15 protein-coding genes are annotated in these 17,882 nt (G+C 42.7%); 13 read left to right on the top strand and 2 right to left on the bottom strand.

All coding sequences use genetic code 11. The features are described from left to right. Positions 1–191: 191 nt before the first annotated feature. Both ACZ5AE_RS14630 and ACZ5AE_RS14625 read left to right on the top strand, forming a co-directional pair. Entirely contained in the window at positions 192–1,226 is a 1,035-nt protein-coding gene (locus tag ACZ5AE_RS14630) for a beta-carotene 15,15'-monooxygenase (RefSeq protein ID WP_464565025.1), read from the top strand. 35 nt (positions 1,227–1,261) lie between these two features. Beyond that, on the top strand, positions 1,262–1,825 hold the full coding sequence (locus tag ACZ5AE_RS14625) for a ParB N-terminal domain-containing protein (RefSeq protein ID WP_464565023.1): 564 nt from the start codon (positions 1,262–1,264) through the stop codon (positions 1,823–1,825). Positions 1,826–1,889: 64 nt separating this feature from the next. Here the strand turns inward: ACZ5AE_RS14625 and ACZ5AE_RS14620 are convergent, their stop codons facing one another. Beyond that, positions 1,890–2,348 carry a low molecular weight protein-tyrosine-phosphatase gene (locus ACZ5AE_RS14620; RefSeq protein WP_464565022.1) on the bottom strand — a complete coding sequence of 153 codons (459 nt, stop codon included), beginning with the start codon at positions 2,346–2,348 and terminating at the stop codon, positions 1,890–1,892. A 382-nt stretch (positions 2,349–2,730) separates the two neighbouring features. On the opposite strand from ACZ5AE_RS14620, the gene ACZ5AE_RS14615 reads away from it, so the two are divergent. From ACZ5AE_RS14615 to ACZ5AE_RS14600, 4 genes are all read left to right on the top strand, one after another. Next, positions 2,731–3,525, top strand: coding sequence for a hypothetical protein (locus ACZ5AE_RS14615; protein ID WP_464565021.1), 795 nt, complete (start codon positions 2,731–2,733; stop codon positions 3,523–3,525). Positions 3,526–3,706: 181 nt separating this feature from the next. Further along, positions 3,707–4,921, top strand: a complete 1,215-nt coding sequence (locus tag ACZ5AE_RS14610) for an acyl-CoA dehydrogenase family protein (RefSeq protein WP_464565019.1) — start codon at positions 3,707–3,709, stop codon at positions 4,919–4,921. Continuing rightward, entirely contained in the window at positions 4,896–5,945 is a 1,050-nt protein-coding gene (locus ACZ5AE_RS14605; protein WP_464565017.1) for a phosphotransferase family protein, read from the top strand. The genes ACZ5AE_RS14610 and ACZ5AE_RS14605 overlap by 26 nt, the downstream gene beginning before the upstream one ends. A 206-nt stretch (positions 5,946–6,151) precedes the next feature. Then, positions 6,152–7,294 carry an acyl-CoA dehydrogenase family protein gene (locus tag ACZ5AE_RS14600; protein ID WP_464565015.1) on the top strand — a complete coding sequence of 381 codons (1,143 nt, stop codon included), beginning with the start codon at positions 6,152–6,154 and terminating at the stop codon, positions 7,292–7,294. 179 nt (positions 7,295–7,473) lie between these two features. On the opposite strand, the gene ACZ5AE_RS14595 is transcribed toward ACZ5AE_RS14600, so the two are convergent. After that, positions 7,474–8,127: a hydrolase gene (locus ACZ5AE_RS14595; protein ID WP_464573636.1), complete on the bottom strand. Its 654-nt coding sequence runs from the start codon at positions 8,125–8,127 to the stop codon at positions 7,474–7,476. Positions 8,128–8,826: 699 nt separating this feature from the next. Here ACZ5AE_RS14595 and ACZ5AE_RS14590 point away from each other — a divergent pair. The 7 genes from ACZ5AE_RS14590 (at position 8,827) to ACZ5AE_RS14560 (ending at position 17,872) form a co-directional block, all read left to right on the top strand. Next, on the top strand, positions 8,827–10,383 hold the full coding sequence (locus tag ACZ5AE_RS14590; protein WP_464565013.1) for an acyl-CoA synthetase: 1,557 nt from the start codon (positions 8,827–8,829) through the stop codon (positions 10,381–10,383). A 3-nt stretch (positions 10,384–10,386) separates the two neighbouring features. Then, entirely contained in the window at positions 10,387–11,325 is a 939-nt protein-coding gene (locus ACZ5AE_RS14585) for an MBL fold metallo-hydrolase (RefSeq protein ID WP_464565011.1), read from the top strand. 75 nt (positions 11,326–11,400) lie between these two features. Further along, on the top strand, positions 11,401–13,065 hold the full coding sequence (locus ACZ5AE_RS14580) for a sigma-54 interaction domain-containing protein (RefSeq protein ID WP_464573487.1): 1,665 nt from the start codon (positions 11,401–11,403) through the stop codon (positions 13,063–13,065). A gap of 226 nt (positions 13,066–13,291) precedes the next feature. Beyond that, positions 13,292–14,440, top strand: a complete 1,149-nt coding sequence (locus ACZ5AE_RS14575; protein WP_464573485.1) for an acyl-CoA dehydrogenase family protein — start codon at positions 13,292–13,294, stop codon at positions 14,438–14,440. A gap of 14 nt (positions 14,441–14,454) precedes the next feature. After that, entirely contained in the window at positions 14,455–15,225 is a 771-nt protein-coding gene (locus ACZ5AE_RS14570) for an SDR family oxidoreductase (protein ID WP_464573483.1), read from the top strand. A 158-nt stretch (positions 15,226–15,383) separates the two neighbouring features. Continuing rightward, positions 15,384–16,997, top strand: coding sequence for a long-chain-fatty-acid--CoA ligase (locus tag ACZ5AE_RS14565; RefSeq protein ID WP_464573481.1), 1,614 nt, complete (start codon positions 15,384–15,386; stop codon positions 16,995–16,997). After that, complete coding sequence (locus ACZ5AE_RS14560; RefSeq protein ID WP_464573479.1) at positions 16,994–17,872, top strand: 3-hydroxyacyl-CoA dehydrogenase family protein; 879 nt, start codon at positions 16,994–16,996, stop codon at positions 17,870–17,872. Before ACZ5AE_RS14565 ends, ACZ5AE_RS14560 begins: the two co-directional genes overlap by 4 nt. Positions 17,873–17,882: the final 10 nt, after the last annotated feature.

Below are 17,882 nucleotides of genomic sequence, written 5' to 3'. Positions count from 1 at the left end.
TGCGCCGAACCTTCCCGGTATTCCCGCAGCAAGCGAAGCACCTGGAGCGGAAATCAACAGACAAATTTAATAAGCATTACATAAATAAGGGGCTGATCCTAAAAGTTACACTTTTGGGACAGCCTCTTATATATTCTAATAGTTCATAGGTAAAATATGGTATAATTAAAAAGAAGGAAAGGGGAACTGTTATGGTTTTAAAAAGAGCCCTACATCGCAATGGCTTGCTGATTCTGCTGTTATTAGTGTTTGGTGCGAATTATTCCTTGTACCATACTACATTGGGAATTCAAATATTGCCTGAACAGCCGAATATCATCGTTGCTGCTTCCATGGTAGACTTAGCATTGATTTCACCAATTTTATTTTTGGCATGGAAGCGAAAACTGAATTGGAAAAACCTGATAATAGGGATTGCAGGCGGACTTATTTTGGTGCGCTTCCTCATTCCGATGGAGTATTTAGCTCCATTTGAGGCTGTTACATGGGTTGGGTTTGCTGTTGAAGGCGGATTATTGTTGTTAGAGGTTTTGGTTCTTGTTTCGTTGTTCAAATATATGCCAAACATTGTACGTGCTGTTAAAAAAAGTTCCCTGCCGGCTATCTTTTCTTTTTCAAAAGCTGTGGACCAAGAGGTTAAACCATATCCAATTATTCGTATCATTTGTTCAGAAATGCTCATGTTTTACTATGCGTTCGCATCCTGGAAAAAGAAACCGCAGCATGGGCAGAATGTGTTTACGATACATCAAAAATCGAGTTTGATTGCGATGCAAGTAATGCTGATTCACGCCACCGTCTTTGAAATGGCTGGGCTTCATTGGCTGTTACACGAAAAGTCTATGATTTTATCAATTATTTTACTCGTACTTAATGTTTACACAGTCATTTTCTTTTTAGGTGATATCCAAGCCGTTCGCCATAATCCCATGCTCGTCACTGAAGAATGTATGTACATTTCCCTGGGTTTGATGAAACGAATGGAAATAAAGTGGTCAGATGTAGAGGAAGTTATCGAGGCGCCTAAGCTTGGAAAACATCCTAAAGATACAATCGAATTCATTGCCCGTGATTTTGAAGAGGTTCCGCCAGACGTCATTCTAAAATTGAAACACCCAGTCGAGGCTGCTTTATTTATGGGTATCAAAAAGAACTACTCTCAAGTAGCCATTCGTGTCGACGAACCAAACAAGTTTATCAGCGTTTTAAAAGAAAATGTGAAATGATGCATGGGGACGGTTCTTCATGCATCATTTATTTTATGAATGAGGCACAAGAACCATCTCCATGCTTCTTCTTAGCCAGGTTAAAGCATATAATGAGTGGGAATGGACTCATCATTAAACAGGAGGGGATGATGATGAAATTTACGGTACAATATATTCCACTTGATAAAATCAAGCCTGATTTTTCGGCGAAGATGACGGAACACATGAAGAGGCTGCAAAGATTTATGTGGGATTGTATGTTTGTTTTGGTTGTCAGAAAAAGCAGAAAAGACGGCGGCTATATTATTGTCAGCGGCCAGGAGCGCTTCGAAAGCCTCAAGAAACATACAAAAAGTATTTACGCGCCGTGTATTGTAGACAAAAGCACTTCCTCTGATATTAAATCGTGGTTTCATCGTTTGCTTAAAAAGCAGCCCCTGGATGATTTTCCTTTCACGCCAAAAAGCTGGTTGATTGTCCGATCCTTTCTAAAACAAGAACCCCGTTTCAAGCATCTTACCCGAACCCAACAACTCAGAGTCCTAATATTGGCTGTAAAGTACAAAAAAACCGTAGTTTACTCAATGAGAACGATGGTAAATGAAATCTTAAAATGATGCATGGGGACGGTTCTCATGCCTCGATTTTCCTGAGGTGTGGCGCAAGAACCGTCCTCATGTTTCATTGTTCAATATGGATTTTCTCAAGTAATGCCTTGCATCCTTCTAAAACAAGCCCGTAGGTTTCTTCAAAGTCTCCAGTGTAATATGGATCCGGAACATCTTTTTTGTGTTCAGTTAAATCGAGTAGACGGATGATTTTTGGATGATTTGGTTTACCGGTAATTTCGTAAATGTTCCTTGTGTTGCTTTCGTCCATGCCGATGATGTAGTCGAATTTTTCAAAGTCGTCTTTTGTTAATTGACGGCCGATTAGGCCATCCGAGGAAATCTTATATTTTGTTAAGGTGGCCATAGTTCCTTTATGCGGCGGTGAACCTATATGCCATGAACTGGTTCCGGCGGAATCCACAGTGATTCGGCCGGACAGATTTCCTTTTTTGACTAAGTCGCGAAACACAGCCTCAGCCATCGGTGATCGGCAAATGTTTCCCAGACAGACGAATAAAACGTTGATCATGTTATGAACTCCTTTAGGAAAGACTAGTGGGTCGAAACGGAATACCGTTCCGACAATTCTAAGAATAGTATAATTTAGGATTATTGAAAAGCGGATTGTATGTCCCCGGAAACAATGCCGAAAACACCTTCGATAAAAGAGTGAATTAGAACGAATGGAAATACTCATCAAAAACTCTCATAATCGAATAAACTCCTTAATATAGTGCTTCTTGCATTACTCATAATGAGGCATAAGAACCGTACACATGACTCATTTAATAGTCTTATTTAGCCATTCACATTCTTTTTTTCCTCCTTTAATATTAAATAGGAAACTATTAATATATATGGCCATTTGTGTCATTTTCTGTCACCTCAGGTGTTTTTGGAGGAGGAGCTGTGTGAATACTGATCAAGCTTTTGAGTTGTTAAAAAGTGCTGGAGTTCCGGAAGAGCTTAGCATTCAGACGGTAAGACGGTGGATGCGGGAGCGAAAAATAAGATTCGAAGGGAAGTATGGGCCCTCTAAAACAGAATACATACTAGAAGATACGGATCAAGCCTTTGACCTTTTGAAGGATGCAGGTGTTGCAGCAAACATCGGTATTCAATTGGTCAGACGATGGTATAATGAGGGGAAGATTCATAGACTAGGGAATGCTGCCCAAATCAAGGAGTACATTTCTACTCAGCCAAAATTACCGCTTTTTGAAGAAAGATCTTCCGATATGACCATTCGTGAGCTAAAAGTAAAACTTAAAGCACAGGATGAACAAATCAAGGGGATTCAAGAGCTTCATCAAACGACAGTAAAAGCGATGAGTCAGCAACGGGATAAGCTGCAAATAGAAATCGCCAACCTTAAGAAAGAAAATTCTGAATTGCAAAGGGATACAAAGCAGGTATTAAAAGAAAATATTGAGCTTCGCAAGGAATTGTTAAGACTAAATGAAGAGCTCTCGAAACAAGGTAAAGGAGGGGATGAAAAGGTCCAATCCCAATCCGCACTGCCATCTAATCCGCAAGATTATCGACGAAGACTGGGGCTCTCTAAAACTGCTAATCCAAAAGAAGTGTTAGTCGGATTTAAAAAATTATTAATAGAAACACACCCTGACCATGGCGGCAGCGCCAAAGCCTTCCATTACATAAAAACGGACTATGATCAATTCAAAAACAGCATAAAAGGAAACTAAACAACCACCCGTCATTTCAAAATGCGGGTTATTTTTTTTAGCAGCCAAAACATGCAGCAAGTCCATTTTAAATAAAAATTCAAAAATTGCTCAATTGTATAATTGAAAGAAAATTGCTATTATTTAATCAAATCCAAGAAAACGCTAACAATGATTCTTCGAAAAAAAGGAGCGATCAAAGGTGTTTCATTTCACTGAAAGTGACGAACAACGAAGAATGCTCAATAAAGCGGAAGAAATAATGGAAAAGCATGTATTTCCTAATGAAAAATACATGGTTCCACATCGCGGGCTGCCGGATGAAATTTTAAAGCCCCTGCAGCAGGTTGTAAAGGATAATGGCTTATGGGCGGCCCATTTGCCGAAGGAATACGGCGGAATGGGTATGGGCTTCGTTTCTTTAGGACTGCTGTCAGAAGTAATCGGTCAAAGCGCGCTTGGCCCTTACGTGTTTGGGTCGATGGCACCTGATGCCGGCAATGCCGAGATTTTAGTCCACGCAGCAACCGAGGAACAAAAGGAAAAATATTTAAAGCCGTTAGCAAACTATGATATCCGCTCCTGTTTTGCCATGACCGAGCCGGAAGTATCAGGTTCTGACCCGAGAACACTGAAAGGGAGGGCTGTCAAAGAGGGGGATGAATGGGTCATTAACGCCAATAAGTGGTACACCACAGGAGCAGAGGGGGCCGCATTTGCTATCGCCATGGTGGTGACCGACCCCGATGCAGACCCATACCACCGAACCAGCTTGTTCCTCATCGATACCGATAACCCGGGCTTTAAAATTATTCGTGAAGTCCCGGTTTTGGGTGACCATTATGTCGGCGGACACTGTGAGGTTCACTTTGATAACTGTCGTGTTCCAGATAAGAACTTGCTCGGAAAACGGGGCGAAGGCTTTAAGCTTGCCCAGCTGCGCCTGGGTCCAGGACGAATTACTCACGCCATGCGCTGGATCGGGGTTGCCCGCCGCTCCTTGAATGAAATGCTGGCCTATGCCTTAACGAAAAAAGACGGCCAGAAAACACTCGCAGACTCGCAAATTATCCAAAACTACATCGCTGATTCTGAAGCAGAAATACAGGCCTCAAGACTTCTGACACTGCATGCCGCATGGAAAATGGACCAGGGTGATGAAGCCAGAAAAGAAGTATCCCTCATCAAGTTTTACGGGGCACAGGTTTTAAACAATGTGATTGACCGGGCGATTCAAACCCTTGGAATGTACGGTTTAACCCCAAACACTCCGCTCGAAAGTCTTTACAGAGAAGCAAGGGCCGCCCGCATCTATGATGGTGCCGATGAAGTCCACCGGATGGTAGTAGCCAGACAGGTATTAAAAGAGTATCAAACAAAGGAGAGATTGAATGAGCCAGCAGCAGTCCAAAAATAAGGTAACCGAAGTGAACTGGGAAAAGGTTGAGCAATATCTCAAGCAGGAAATTCCTGTAATAAGTGACGAACCCATTCAATACAAGGCGTTTTCAGCTGGATACTCGAACTTAACTTACTTTATCAACATTGGGGAGTGGCAGGCTGTTTTAAGAAGACCGCCGTTTGGTGCAATACCGCCAAAAGCACATGATATGAAAAGGGAATTTGACGTCCTCGAAAAATTAAATCGCGTCTTCCCAATGGCGCCAAAGCCTTACTTGTACTGCGAGGATTCTGAGATCATGGAGCGGCACTTCTATGTGATGGAGAAAAAAGAAGGTGTGGTTCTCGATGATTCCCTGCCCGAAGAATTTAAATCCCGTGAAGATACAGGTATGCTCGTTTCCAATGCCGTAGTTGATACCCTCGTCAAGTTGCATGCTGTGGATTATGAAGCAGCTGGTCTTCAGAATTTCGGTTATCCAGACGGGTATTTAAGCCGTCAAGTGCATGGCTGGATCAAACGATTCCAAAATTCGAAAACGGATAATATCGCTTCTGTTGAAACTCTAGAAAAATGGCTTATTGACAACATTCCTCCTTCGCCCGCACCAACGATTGTTCACAATGATTTTAAATTAAATAATATGATGTTTGCCTCTAATAACCCTGGAGAAGTCGTCGGCGTCTTTGATTGGGAATTGAGTACGATCGGTGATCCGTTAACGGATTTAGCATCCGCGATCGCCTACTGGACACAGCCTAATGAAGAGAACAGCGGCTTGACTTCCGTTACCACCAACCCTGGCTTTATGACCAGAAAAGAAATGCTGGAGCGGTATGCAAAGAAAAGCGGCCGGGACATCTCTAATATTGATTATTATCTAACGTTCGCTTTTTATAAAATTGCTGTCATCCTTCAGCAACTATATTATCGCTGGAGTATCGGCGAAGCCCCAGATGAGCGCTTTGGCAAATTGGATACCGGCATCAGAAACCTGCTAAATATGGCAGCAAAAGCACAGAGGAAAGAACTTTTATGATGAGAATGCATTTTTTAGAGTAAGATGACATCCTATTAGCGGATTATACAGTTCTATTAGAGAATATAGAGGTTCTCCTAGCGGATTTTGAGAGCTTATTTGCGAAATTAAGCCGTTTATTTGCGAAATTAAGCCCTTTATTTGCGAAACCCCGACTCTTATTTACGAATTGAAAAATATCAATCTTTCGAAAAGAAGTGAGACTTATGCCCGACCTACTTGTCGAGAATGAAATAGAAATTTTAAGAAAAACCGTTCAGTCGTTCATCAAAGAGCATGTGCTGCCTGCAGAGCTTTCACCGGAAAAATACGTTAAAGACCTGCCGGAAGAGGTCATAACCCGCCTGCAGATGGTGGCCAAAAGGGTTGGATTGGATGCATTGCATGCCAAAGCAGAGTGGGGCGGTGCCGGTTTATCTCTGCCAGTCAGGGCCCTTTTATTGGAGGAAGCGTCGAAGCATCGGCTCGGACTATATCATCCGGCCGCCGATGCCTTTGGCGGCGAGTTTCCCAGTTTTTTAGAAAAATGCACTAAAGAACAGATTAACACCTATATTAAGCCAGCCATCAGCCAGGGAAAGGGGTGTTTTGTCGCTGTTTGGGAGGAGCAGGAAGATAACAATCTTGAAAAATTAACCTCGTCAGCCGTTAAAGATGGAAATGAGTGGGTAATAAACGGCCATAAGGCATACATTCAAAACATAGCTCAATCCTCCTTTGGCGTCGTTCTCGTCAATTGCCAAATAGAAAACGGAGCACCACAACCAACGTTATTTTTACTCGAGGCAGATTTACTAGAATTGAGAGAAACCGTATTAATTGATGTTCAAACAACACACTGTGTTACATTCAAAAATTTCCGTGTCCATGACAGCCAACGAATCGGTGCAGCAGGGGAAGGATTGTCCTTCGTTCGGCAATGGCTTGCAGAATCTCAAGTATTGCTTGGTGCCAAAAGCATTGGCATAGCTGTAAAAGCACTCGAATACGGAAAACAGTATGCTATCCTTCGGATAACCAGAGGCAGACCGCTTGCCGAATTCCCAACCATCCGTTCAATGCTGGCAAATGCTGTATTAAATTTACAAGCTTCTAGATTAATGGTGAGCGATGCAGCACAAAAAGTAGAAACAAAGGCTCATAATTGGCAGCTCGCAGCGAAAATGGCCAAATTGCATGCAACGGAAAACGCTGCAAAAGTCATTGATGATGTCCTGCAAATTCATGGCGGCTCGGGATACGCTGGTGACCTGCCAATTGAAAGATGGTACAAAGAAATTCGGCTTGCGCGGCTAAACCTGCAAAAAGCCGAATTCATAATCGAAGATATTGCGGATACGATTCTATAGAGTTGCAGAGGTTGTTTCAAGAGGGGCAGCTCACCTGCTATGGGACAGCCTTGTTTGACAGAAACGATTTAAAGCAGAGGTTGGGGACCTTTTGGGTGCCCAACCCATCGCAAATGATATTTTCTTTAAAAAATCCCATTATCAGAGCCCATTTTCTACTTCTCTTCCATGATGTAGGTTTATCTCATACCATCCTGTGGTCTAAACATCTGTTCAGCATATAGAACTCCTAGACCATAAGCACCCCCATGTTCCTTTACAATCGCAAGTGTTCCATTGTAGGTTTCCTGACGTGCCCAATCATTTTGCAGCTCTAATAAATATTGCAGCCATGTGAGCGGTATGGCGCCCGCCTGAACCATACGTGTAACCGCCATTGCATGGGTCTCTTCACTTACTCCTCCTGAAGCATCAGAAACAAAATACACTTTATATCCTTCTTCGAGTGCAGATAGAACCGGTTCAGCCAAACATACCTCGGTCCAAAGACCAGCCATGACGATTTTTCCCTTACCATAGGCATTAACTTGCTTTATTACTTCCCGATTTTCCCAGGCGTTCATCGTCGTTCGATCGATGGGTTTTTGGTCAGGAAAGACAGCTTGAATCTCCTCAAAGATTTTTCCGCTAAAAGTTGCAGCAGCTATAGTAGTCAAAATTGTTGGGACACGGAATAACTTGGCTGCTTTTGCTAGTCCCTCGGTGTTGTTGCGCAGTTCGGCAACATTGTGGGATTTGGTTGCAAAAGCCATTTGTGGTTGATGGTCAGTTAATATTAAAAGATGATTAGTCGGGGTCAGTAACTGACGAGAAGGAGCTCCTTTTGCCGTAATCCGTACATTTTCTTCAACATTGGCAAAGTTGTTTGGCGGCGCAATAGTTATCGGATCAGGGTTGTATATCCGTTGAAAATAATAACTATTCGTAGGATAACTGTACGTTGAATGACCATAAATAGAGTATGGTGTAAACACTGGGCTATAAAACCGTCCTTCTCCTGTGAAGGATCCATATGTCGGTGTTACATGGTATTGGCAATTCCCGTTGTTTGCTTGCTTATTAATGTGAATCCCCCCTCGAATTTTCTTGGCTGCACTACTTTACTAATGTATGCCTAAGTGAAGGAACCTGTAAGGTCACAAATGACTTTTTTGATTTTATAGTTGTTGTCGATATTGAAGAACTCAAGTATGTTACTTCATTTTTCAAAGGTTTAAAAAGTATCTGAAGAATTAGGGGTAACCGTTATTAAGTTTTTAGATATGTGGCCTGGAGTAAAAAGGCATTGCACAGGCAACTATTAACGGAGCTTGACCGCTGAGGAATAAAACAAAGAAGCCCAAATCTAAAAGGTTTAGATTGGGCTTCCTTCATAATGTTTTGGATTATATTTAAGTATATTTTCTATTTACTTACAACAATTTTTCTTTTTTGAAATTTTCGATATATTGAAGGAGTTTTCGACATTTAATTGAATTTTTTAATAGAGTCGTTAACACATTTTATTCCATAACGGATAAGGAGCAAATATCATGATTGATTTCTTACGATCAAGACAGTTGTTAGTGGACCAAATGCTTGAGCGGTCAACAAGAAGGTTTCCAAATAAGATTGCATTAGTGAGCAATGAGGCGCGGATAACCTACGAAGAACTAAATAATCGGGTTAACGTCCTGGCTGGATGGCTCCAATTCAAAGGTATTCAAAAGGGTGATAAGATTGCTCTGTTACTGTTCAATCGTATTGAGTATGCAGAATGTTTATATGCTTTAGCCAAAATAGGGGCTGCCGCTGTTCCGATTAACTTCCGTTTACAGCCTGCTGAAATAGAGTATATTCTCACAAACTCTGAAGCAAAAATGATTGTTGTGGACAACAAACTAGTTCCGACGATAGAAGCTATAAAAAATCTAGCGAACCTTGAAGAAATTGTTGTAGTTGATGATAACAGCTTACATAATGATGCCCATTATCCATACAATCAAATTTTTGCCAATGTATATTCTCCAAGTTTGGTAGAGCTTGAAGATGATGATGATTTCCTAATTTGTTATACATCGGGCACCACAGGCAAACCGAAGGGTGCTGTCCTATCACATAAGAATGTTTATATGAATGCCATGAACTACTCTCTTGAATTTGGCCTTACAAAGGATGAGGTCCAGTTAATTACGACTCCGATGTTCCATATTGGCGGGATTTCCGCCTTCTCCATGGTGATTCTCATGGGTGGAAGGTCTATTTTTCATGATAAATTTGATCCAGGAAAGGTATTGGAAACCTTTGATGCTGAGAAGATTACATACAGCTTCATGGTACCATCCATGTGGAATATGTTATTGGAGCATCCGAGATTTGCAGAATTTGATGTTTCAAGTTTGCGAGTACTATGTACAGCCGCCTCTTCCACACCATTAGAATTGAAAAAACGGCTCATGAAGCATTTTCCGAACGCAGGGGTATTTGATACCTACGGCCAGACAGAAACCTCACCTGGAACCACGACCTTAAAACCAACGGATTCCTTAAATAAATCTGGATCAGTGGGATTGTCGTTTACCAATGTTGAAATTCGGGTTGTTGATGAACAGATGAACGATGTTAAACCGGGACAGGTTGGCGAAATCATTTTCAGAGGCCCGACTGTTATGAAGGGCTATTATAAGAATCCCGAGGCAACAGCAGAAGCGTTTCGAGGAGGATGGCTGCATAGCGGCGATTTGGCAGTGACAGATGAAGAGGGATATATTTCCGTTGTAGACCGCAAAAAGGATATGATCATTAGCGGTGGTGAGAATATTTATCCAAAAGAAATTGAAGAGGTTCTATATACCCACCCTGATATTCTTGATGCAGCAGTCATTGGTGTCCCGGACCCTAAATGGGGGGAAACGGTAAAAGCGATTATTGTCCTTCGTAATGGAAAAAGTTTATCAGAACAAGAGGTCATTAACTTTTGTTCTGATAAAATAGCCAGCTATAAAAAACCACGGTATGTTGAAATTGCGGAAGAACTGCCAAGGAATGCGGCAGGAAAAATTCTAAAAACTGTTTTAAGAGAATTAGAAAGCACTAGGAAGGAGTCATAAATTTTGCTTACAGAAATAGGAGTCACACAAGTAACCGTCCCGCTTCCTTTTCGTTTAAATCACGTGAATTGTTTTTTAGCGGAGGGAGCAAGTGGATGGACCATCATCGATGCTGGTTTAAATTCAGAGGTTTCCAGGGATATCTGGCGGCCCATTATTGAAAAACATGATGTCAAAGATATCATCATTACCCATTATCATCCCGACCATTTTGGCTATGCAGGGACACTGCAGCAATTAACAAATGCGGATGTTTGGATGACTGAGGTGGATGCAAAGACAGGACTAACATGCTGGGAACCGGAATCGATCGCTGAAATGAAGCAGCATTATGATACCTTTGGCTTTCCCGATGATTTATCCGTGGTCCTAACATCAGATGAGAATAGTTTTAATGCTAAAGTAAAACCTTATCCAATAGTAAACCATCATCTCATTGAGGGAATGAAAATCCCTTTCGGAAACTATGAATATGAAGTAATATTTACTCCGGGACACTCAGATGGATTAATAAGCCTTTTTAACAAGGAAAATAGTATTCTTTTTTCAACAGACCATATTTTGCCAAGAATTTCACCAAATATATCCTATTGGTTTCACGGCATCCCTAATCCATTAGACGCATTCTTTCGTTCGCTTGAAAAAATAAAATTGTTGGATGCAGAGTATGTCATTCCATCCCATGGCAAACCGTTCCGTGGAGCCAATCAGAGAATCGAAGAATTATTGTTCCATCATCAGGAGCGGCTGGAAAAAGTTCTTGAGGCGTTGAAACAACCGAGGACCATTTACGAAGTAAACGGGCATTTGTTTCAAAATTTAAACATCCATGAAACCAGATTTGCCGTTGGTGAAACATTAGCACACCTGGAATATCTTTATTTTAAAAATCAGTGCACAAAAAGATTGCATAATGGTACTTGGTATTATGAAGGTGTATAAATAGGAAAAATACACCAAGAGGGATTCTCAAACTATTAAAGAACTTATAATTATAACATTTTTTGAGGTGATTTCATGGAGGCAGTCATCATCGACCAACTTCCGTTTCCGTTTTTTATCACTGCGTCCGGCAATCGCATTCTTTTTAGCAATGAAATTTTTAAAAAGTACATTCCGTTTTCAGGAAAAAGTCTCCATGAGTTCTTTGATACCTGGGTAGAGCTAAGGGGAGGGCAGCTAGTTCATGCCTCATTGGAGGGTAAGGATTGGATTTTTTTAAAAACCCCATTCCCTGATTCTGAGAAAATTGCCTATATCGGTACCTTTTCAACTGAACTGACCTCCTTGATCAAAGAACTTAAGGAAGCCAATAAAGTAAACCGTGAGCTTAATGCGGTTATTGAGAATATGTATGACGGAATTTATATTACCAATAAAGAAGGTATCACCGTTAAAACAAATTCTGCGATTGAAAGGCTGACCGGAATACCAAAGGAATATTATATTGGCAAAAAAGTCGATGACTTAATGAAAAGAGGTATTTTAAAAAATTCCGTCACCCATCAGGTCCTAGAAAAAAAGCGAAGCGTGTCTTTAGTCCAGCAAAATTTCAAAGGCAGGGAAGTGCTGCTAACCGGCAATCCTGTTGTTGATGAAAATGGGGAAATCGAAAGTATTGTCACCAATATCCGCGATTTATCGGAGCTAAACGACCTGCAGGCTGCGCTGACAAAAGCAAATCAGTTGAATCATAGTTATAAAGAAGAAATTGAGCGTCTGAAGGGGAGATCGTTCACTAAAAATGGCGTGGTCATCCGGAGTGAGCAGATTCAGAAGATTTATGAGACAGCTGAGCGTATCGCCAATGTCGATGCGACCGTGCTGATTCTTGGTGAAACAGGAACGGGGAAAGATGTACTCGCCCGCTATATTTTTGACAATAGTGAACGAAGCCGGAGAGGCCAAATGATTAAAATTAATTGCGGTGCCATTCCTCCGGATTTGCTCGAATCGGAATTGTTCGGCTATGAGGCAGGCGCCTTCACAGGAGCTAGCGGCAAAGGAAAGGCAGGTATGTTTGAGCTTGCCAATGATGGTGTCCTTTTTCTTGATGAAGTGGGGGAGCTTCCGCTTCACTTGCAGGTTAAACTCTTACGGGTCATCCAGGAGCGGGAAGTGCAGCGGATTGGCGGAACGGTCCCTAAGAAGGTGGATGTGCGCATCATTGCTGCAACCAACCGAAATTTAAAGGAAATGGTGGCGGACGGGAAGTTTCGCGAGGACTTATTTTATCGTTTGAATGTGATTCCCATTTCCATTCCACCGCTCAGCGATAGAAAGGCCGATATTCTGCCGCTCGTCGACTATTTCCTAGAGATAATGAATAGTAAATATTCCTTGAAAAAAGACCTCTCTTCGGGTCTCAAAGAGTTCTTTTATAATTATGGCTGGCCGGGGAATGTCCGCGAATTGTCCAATTTGATTGAGAGAATGTGCCTTGTTACAGAAGAATCGACCTTAACCGTTGATCATTTGCCTGCCGATTATCGAAAAACGGAAACGCAGGCCATTCCAATCAATGAAATGATGACCTTGAAGCAAGCGACGGAAATTGCGGAGGAGAATCTTCTAAAACTGGCACTGAAAAAATATCGGACCACATATGAATTAGCAGAGGCGCTAGACAGCAGCCAGCCAACCATCGTGCGAAAATTAAAGAAGTACAACTTAAAATTTTAATTGACCAAACCACCAGCCATGGTGGTTTTTATTTTTGATTCATTCATGATTTTTTAATTCAAAAATGAATCACAGGATTTAACCATACTTTGGCCCTTCCTTTAATTCAAAAATGAATCATTCAAATTATAAAAAAGTTCAAAATACTTATTTTTTAAGCGTTTCCAAACTTGGCACGGTTCTTGCATCTTTCTTAAGCAGAAACAAAAATGAGGAGGAAATACATATGTTAGTGACACTACCACAAGAAATTGAACAAATGAAACAAATGGTGCGAAACTTCGTTGAAAAGGAAGTTGAACCTTACGCTCAGATCATCGAGGACGAAGATCGCATTCCGCAGCACCTGATTGAACAGGCCAAAGACTTAGGATTATTCGGTATCAGCATTCCTGAGGAATACGGCGGGATCGGTCTCAATGCGGTTGGTAAAGCTGTAGTGCTTGAGCAGCTTGGCCGTACGCACAATGGATTCGTCAGCTTAATCAGTGCCCATACAGGAATCGGCAGCACAGGACTTGTAAAGCTTGCATCTGAATACCTGAAACAAAAATACCTGCCAGACATGGCAGCAGGTAGAAAGATTGGAGCCTTCGCTCTTTCCGAACCAGGTGCCGGCTCAGATGCCACCAATCTAGCGACACGTGCAGAAAAAGTAGGCAGCAACTGGATCCTGAATGGGACGAAGCATTTCATTACCAATGCACCGGTCGCCGATGTATTTACCGTATTTGCATTGACAGATCCTGAAAAAGGCGCCAAGGGCGGCATTACTGCTTTCCTTGTAGAAAAAAATTTCCCGGGCTTCACCGTTGGCAAGAAGGATAAAAAAATGGGCTTGCGCGGTTCCTATACAGCCCAATTAATTTTTGAGGACTGCGTTGTTCCTGAAGAAAATGTGATTGGTGAAGTTGGCATGGGCTATATGTCCGCGTTAAAAATCCTTGGCGAAGGCCGCGTAGGGCTTGCCGCACGGTCAGTCGGTTCCTGCGATAAGTTAATTGAGCTCTCCGCTTCCTATGCAAAGCAAAGAGTCCAATTTAAAAAACCAATTGCGGAAAACCAAGCGATTCAGTGGATGCTTGCTGATATGGCCACCGAAACAGAGGCAGCAAGAGCTCTTACCTTAAAAGCGGCGATGATGATTGATGAAGGCAAGCGAGTGATCAAGGAAGCATCGATGGCAAAATTATTTGCTTCCGAAGTGTTTAATCGAGTGGCTGATAAAGCCGTTCAAATCCATGGCGGTATGGGTTATGTATCAGACTATCCAGTCGAGCGCTTCTACCGTGATGCCAGAATCACAAAGATTTATGAAGGTACAAACGAAATCCAGCGCCTAATTATTGCAAGAAGAATCTTAGAAGAGAATTAAGATGGGGGACGGACATGCAAAAAGAACTGTTTAATATCGAAAATAAGGTTGCTTTTATTACAGGCGGAGGCAGAGGGCTTGGCCGGCAAATCGCTGAGGCTTATGCTTCCTCCGGCTGCCACATCGCCGTTTGTTCGCGGCATTTAGACCAGTGTGAGGAAACGGCACAGTATTTATCTGAAACGTTTGGTATCAAGGCAAAAGGTTATTCCTGCAATATCCAAAATGAAAATGAAGTAAACGAACTGGTCAGCCAGATTATTTCAGACTTTGGTCAAATTGACATTCTTGTCAACAACAGCGGCGCCACCTGGGGAGCACCGGTAGAAGAAATGCCTTTGGAAGCCTGGGAAAAAGTCATGAACGTCAACCTTACTGGGATGTTTCTTGTGACAAAAGCAGTTGGCAAACAGATGATTGAACGAAATACCGGCAAGATTATTAACATTGGTTCAGTGGCCGGCATCAAGGCAGAACCGCCTGAAGTATTGAATGCCATTGGCTACAGCACGAGCAAAGCGGCCGTTCATCATTTTACAAGAGACCTTGCTAGAAAATGGGCACGGCATCAAATTTATGTAAATGCCATTGCACCGGGATTCTTCCCATCCAAAATGACGAAACATGTGCTGGCAGAACGCGGAGAGGAAATTAAAAAGCACAATCCGCTTGGCAGAATTGGCGATGACCACGCCCTAATGGGAGCCGCACTTTACTTCGCCAGCCCGGCAAGTGATTTTGTTACGGGCCAGGTTTTGGCTGTTGATGGGGGAAGTACACTTTAGGACATTAAGTGAGATGTGCAAGTAAAGTGGCCATCCACAAGGAAGAGCGAGTTATCCGCAAGTAAGGGGCGGCCATCTGCAAATAAGAGTGGGTTATCCCCAAATAAGAGAAGCTCATCTGCCAGTAATACCAGCCAACAAAAGGAGGTGCAGCCCAATTGCAACAACTGAACAACCGGCCATGGTCAAAATATCATGAACAAAATGCCAATATCGAAATTCCAGAAATATCGCTTTACGAAATGTTGGAACAATCAGTTCAAAACTACGCTCATAAAACTGCGATAATTTTTGAAGATGAACGGACTACCTATCTTGAATTGAAAGACCAGGTCGACCGACTAGCGAGCGCCTGGCAGGAGATGGGCTTCCAAAAGGGTGAACGGATCGGCTTGATGCTCGGCAATCATCCTGACTACATCATCAGCTATTACGCTGCACATGCGCTCGGACTCACCGTCGTCCAAATCAATCCGATGTACACGCCGCGAGAGCTGCTGCAAATTGTTAATGACGCGCAGGTTTCCTATATCGTTGGTGATCCAGTATCACGAAAAACAATTTTTGAAGTGAATGAACTTTACCATTTCCGTCTCATTATCGGGTCGCAGTTTGAGGACCTATACTCGGATGCGTTTAAAACCTTGGATGAGTTAATTCCTTTTTCAGCACCGATTGAGAGACAGGTAGATATCGACCCGCGTAAAGATGTGGCGGTCATTCAGTATACCGGAGGCACAACGGGAAAGATGAAGGGGGCGATGCTGACCCACCATAACCTGGTGGCTAACGTGATCCAAAGCCTCATGATGTACGGCGATAAAATGGTTCCAGGTGAGGAAACCATCCTGGCGGTAACTCCGTTGTACCATGTCTACGCGATGACCAGCGCCATGAATCTCGGAATTTATATCGGGGCAGAAATCCTGTTATTCCGAAAATTCAATATCAACGATGTCCTTGAAAAAATAAAAGCTTATCAGCCTACCTTTTTTCCCGGAGTTCCCAAAATGTACATCTCTTTTGTTAACTACCCGGGAATTGAAGAATATGGCTTAAACTGCCTAAAAACCTGTTCTTCTGGGTCGGCACCACTCCCCGTAGAAATCTTGAAACGATTTGAAGAACTGACGGGGGCTGCTATTGCCGAAGGGTTCGGTTTATCAGAAGCATCTCCATCGACCCACCGCAATCCGACTTTTGGCATTAGGAAGATTGGCAGCATCGGGATTCCTTTTCCTGAAACGGATTGCCTGATTGTGGATGATGAAAACAATGAACTTGGGCCATGTAGTGTGGGGGAATTGTTAATAAAAGGACCACAAATCATGAAGGGTTACTGGAACAATCAGGAAGAGACCAGTATAGCACTGCAGGACGACTGGCTTCATACGGGTGACCTGGCGATGATGGATGAGGATGGCTATTTTTACATAGTCGGACGAAAAAAAGAAATGATCATCGTCGGCGGGTTTAACATCTACCCGCAGGAAGTGGAAGGGGTTCTGTATGAACACCCCGATATCCAAGAAGCAGCCATCGTTGGAATCCCCCACAAGGACCACGGGGAAACGATCAAAGCTTATGTGGTGCCAAAGCCGGGAAAACAACTAGATCTGGAAGAGCTAAAAGGGTATTGCTATTCAAAATTAACGCCATACAAGGTTCCAAAAGTGTTCGAAGTACGCGAGGCCTTGCCAAGAAATACAGTAGGGAAACTTTTAAAAAGGCTTCTAGTCAAAGAGGAGCTTGAGAAAGGAGAAAAAGAATGACAACAAACATTCAAAAAGTCGGTGTCATTGGCGCCGGTACCATGGGAGCCCAAATAGCCATGGTGTGCGCGCTTGGCGGCTATTCCGTCACGCTCCAGGATGTAAGTGCCGAAAGCCTTGAAAGAGGAAAACAAATCCTGGATGAACAAATGCAAAAAAGGGTAGCAAAAGGAAGACTGACAGCAGAAACAGTTGAAGCTGCTTTCAATCGACTCAACTTCACTGCTTCCCTAGAAGACTTAAGTGATGCCGACATTGTCATCGAAGCCATTGTTGAGAAATTGGAGATTAAAAGGGAGCTATTTTCAAAGCTTGACAAAATCACTCCGGCCCACGCGATTCTGGCTACCAACAGCTCAACTATTGTAAGTTCGAAAATTGCGGATGCAACCGAACGTCCAGATCAAGTGTGCAATGTCCATTTCTTCAATCCTGCCCTTGTAATGGAACTTGTCGAAGTGGTCCGCGGGCCGCATACATCCGCCGAGACTGCCGAAACGGCAATGGAGTTTGTGAAGTCAATTAATAAGCTTCCAGTGCTGCTCAACAAAGAAATTTCCGGATTTGTTGCCAACAGAATTTTAGGAAAGTTGATGGACGAGGCATTGTTCCTTCTGGAAAACGGAATTGCCAGCCATGAAGACATCGACTTAGTTGTCAAAAAAGCGCTCAACCACCCGATAGGTCCATTTGCTTTAATGGATTTAACAGGCCTCGATGTCAATTACCTTGTACGCATGCAGCGTTACCAGGAGAGCGGCGATGAACGGGACAAACCTTCAAAGATTGTCCAAGAAAAAGTGGAAAAAGGTGAGTTAGGCAGAAAGACAGGCAAAGGGTTTTATACTTATGATGCCGCACCAGCAAAAGTTTAATAGGAGGGTT

The organism is Neobacillus sp. S1227 (assembly GCF_055385255.1).
Note: the sequence above shows the minus strand (reverse complement) of the source record. Positions and strands in the feature narration are given on the sequence as shown.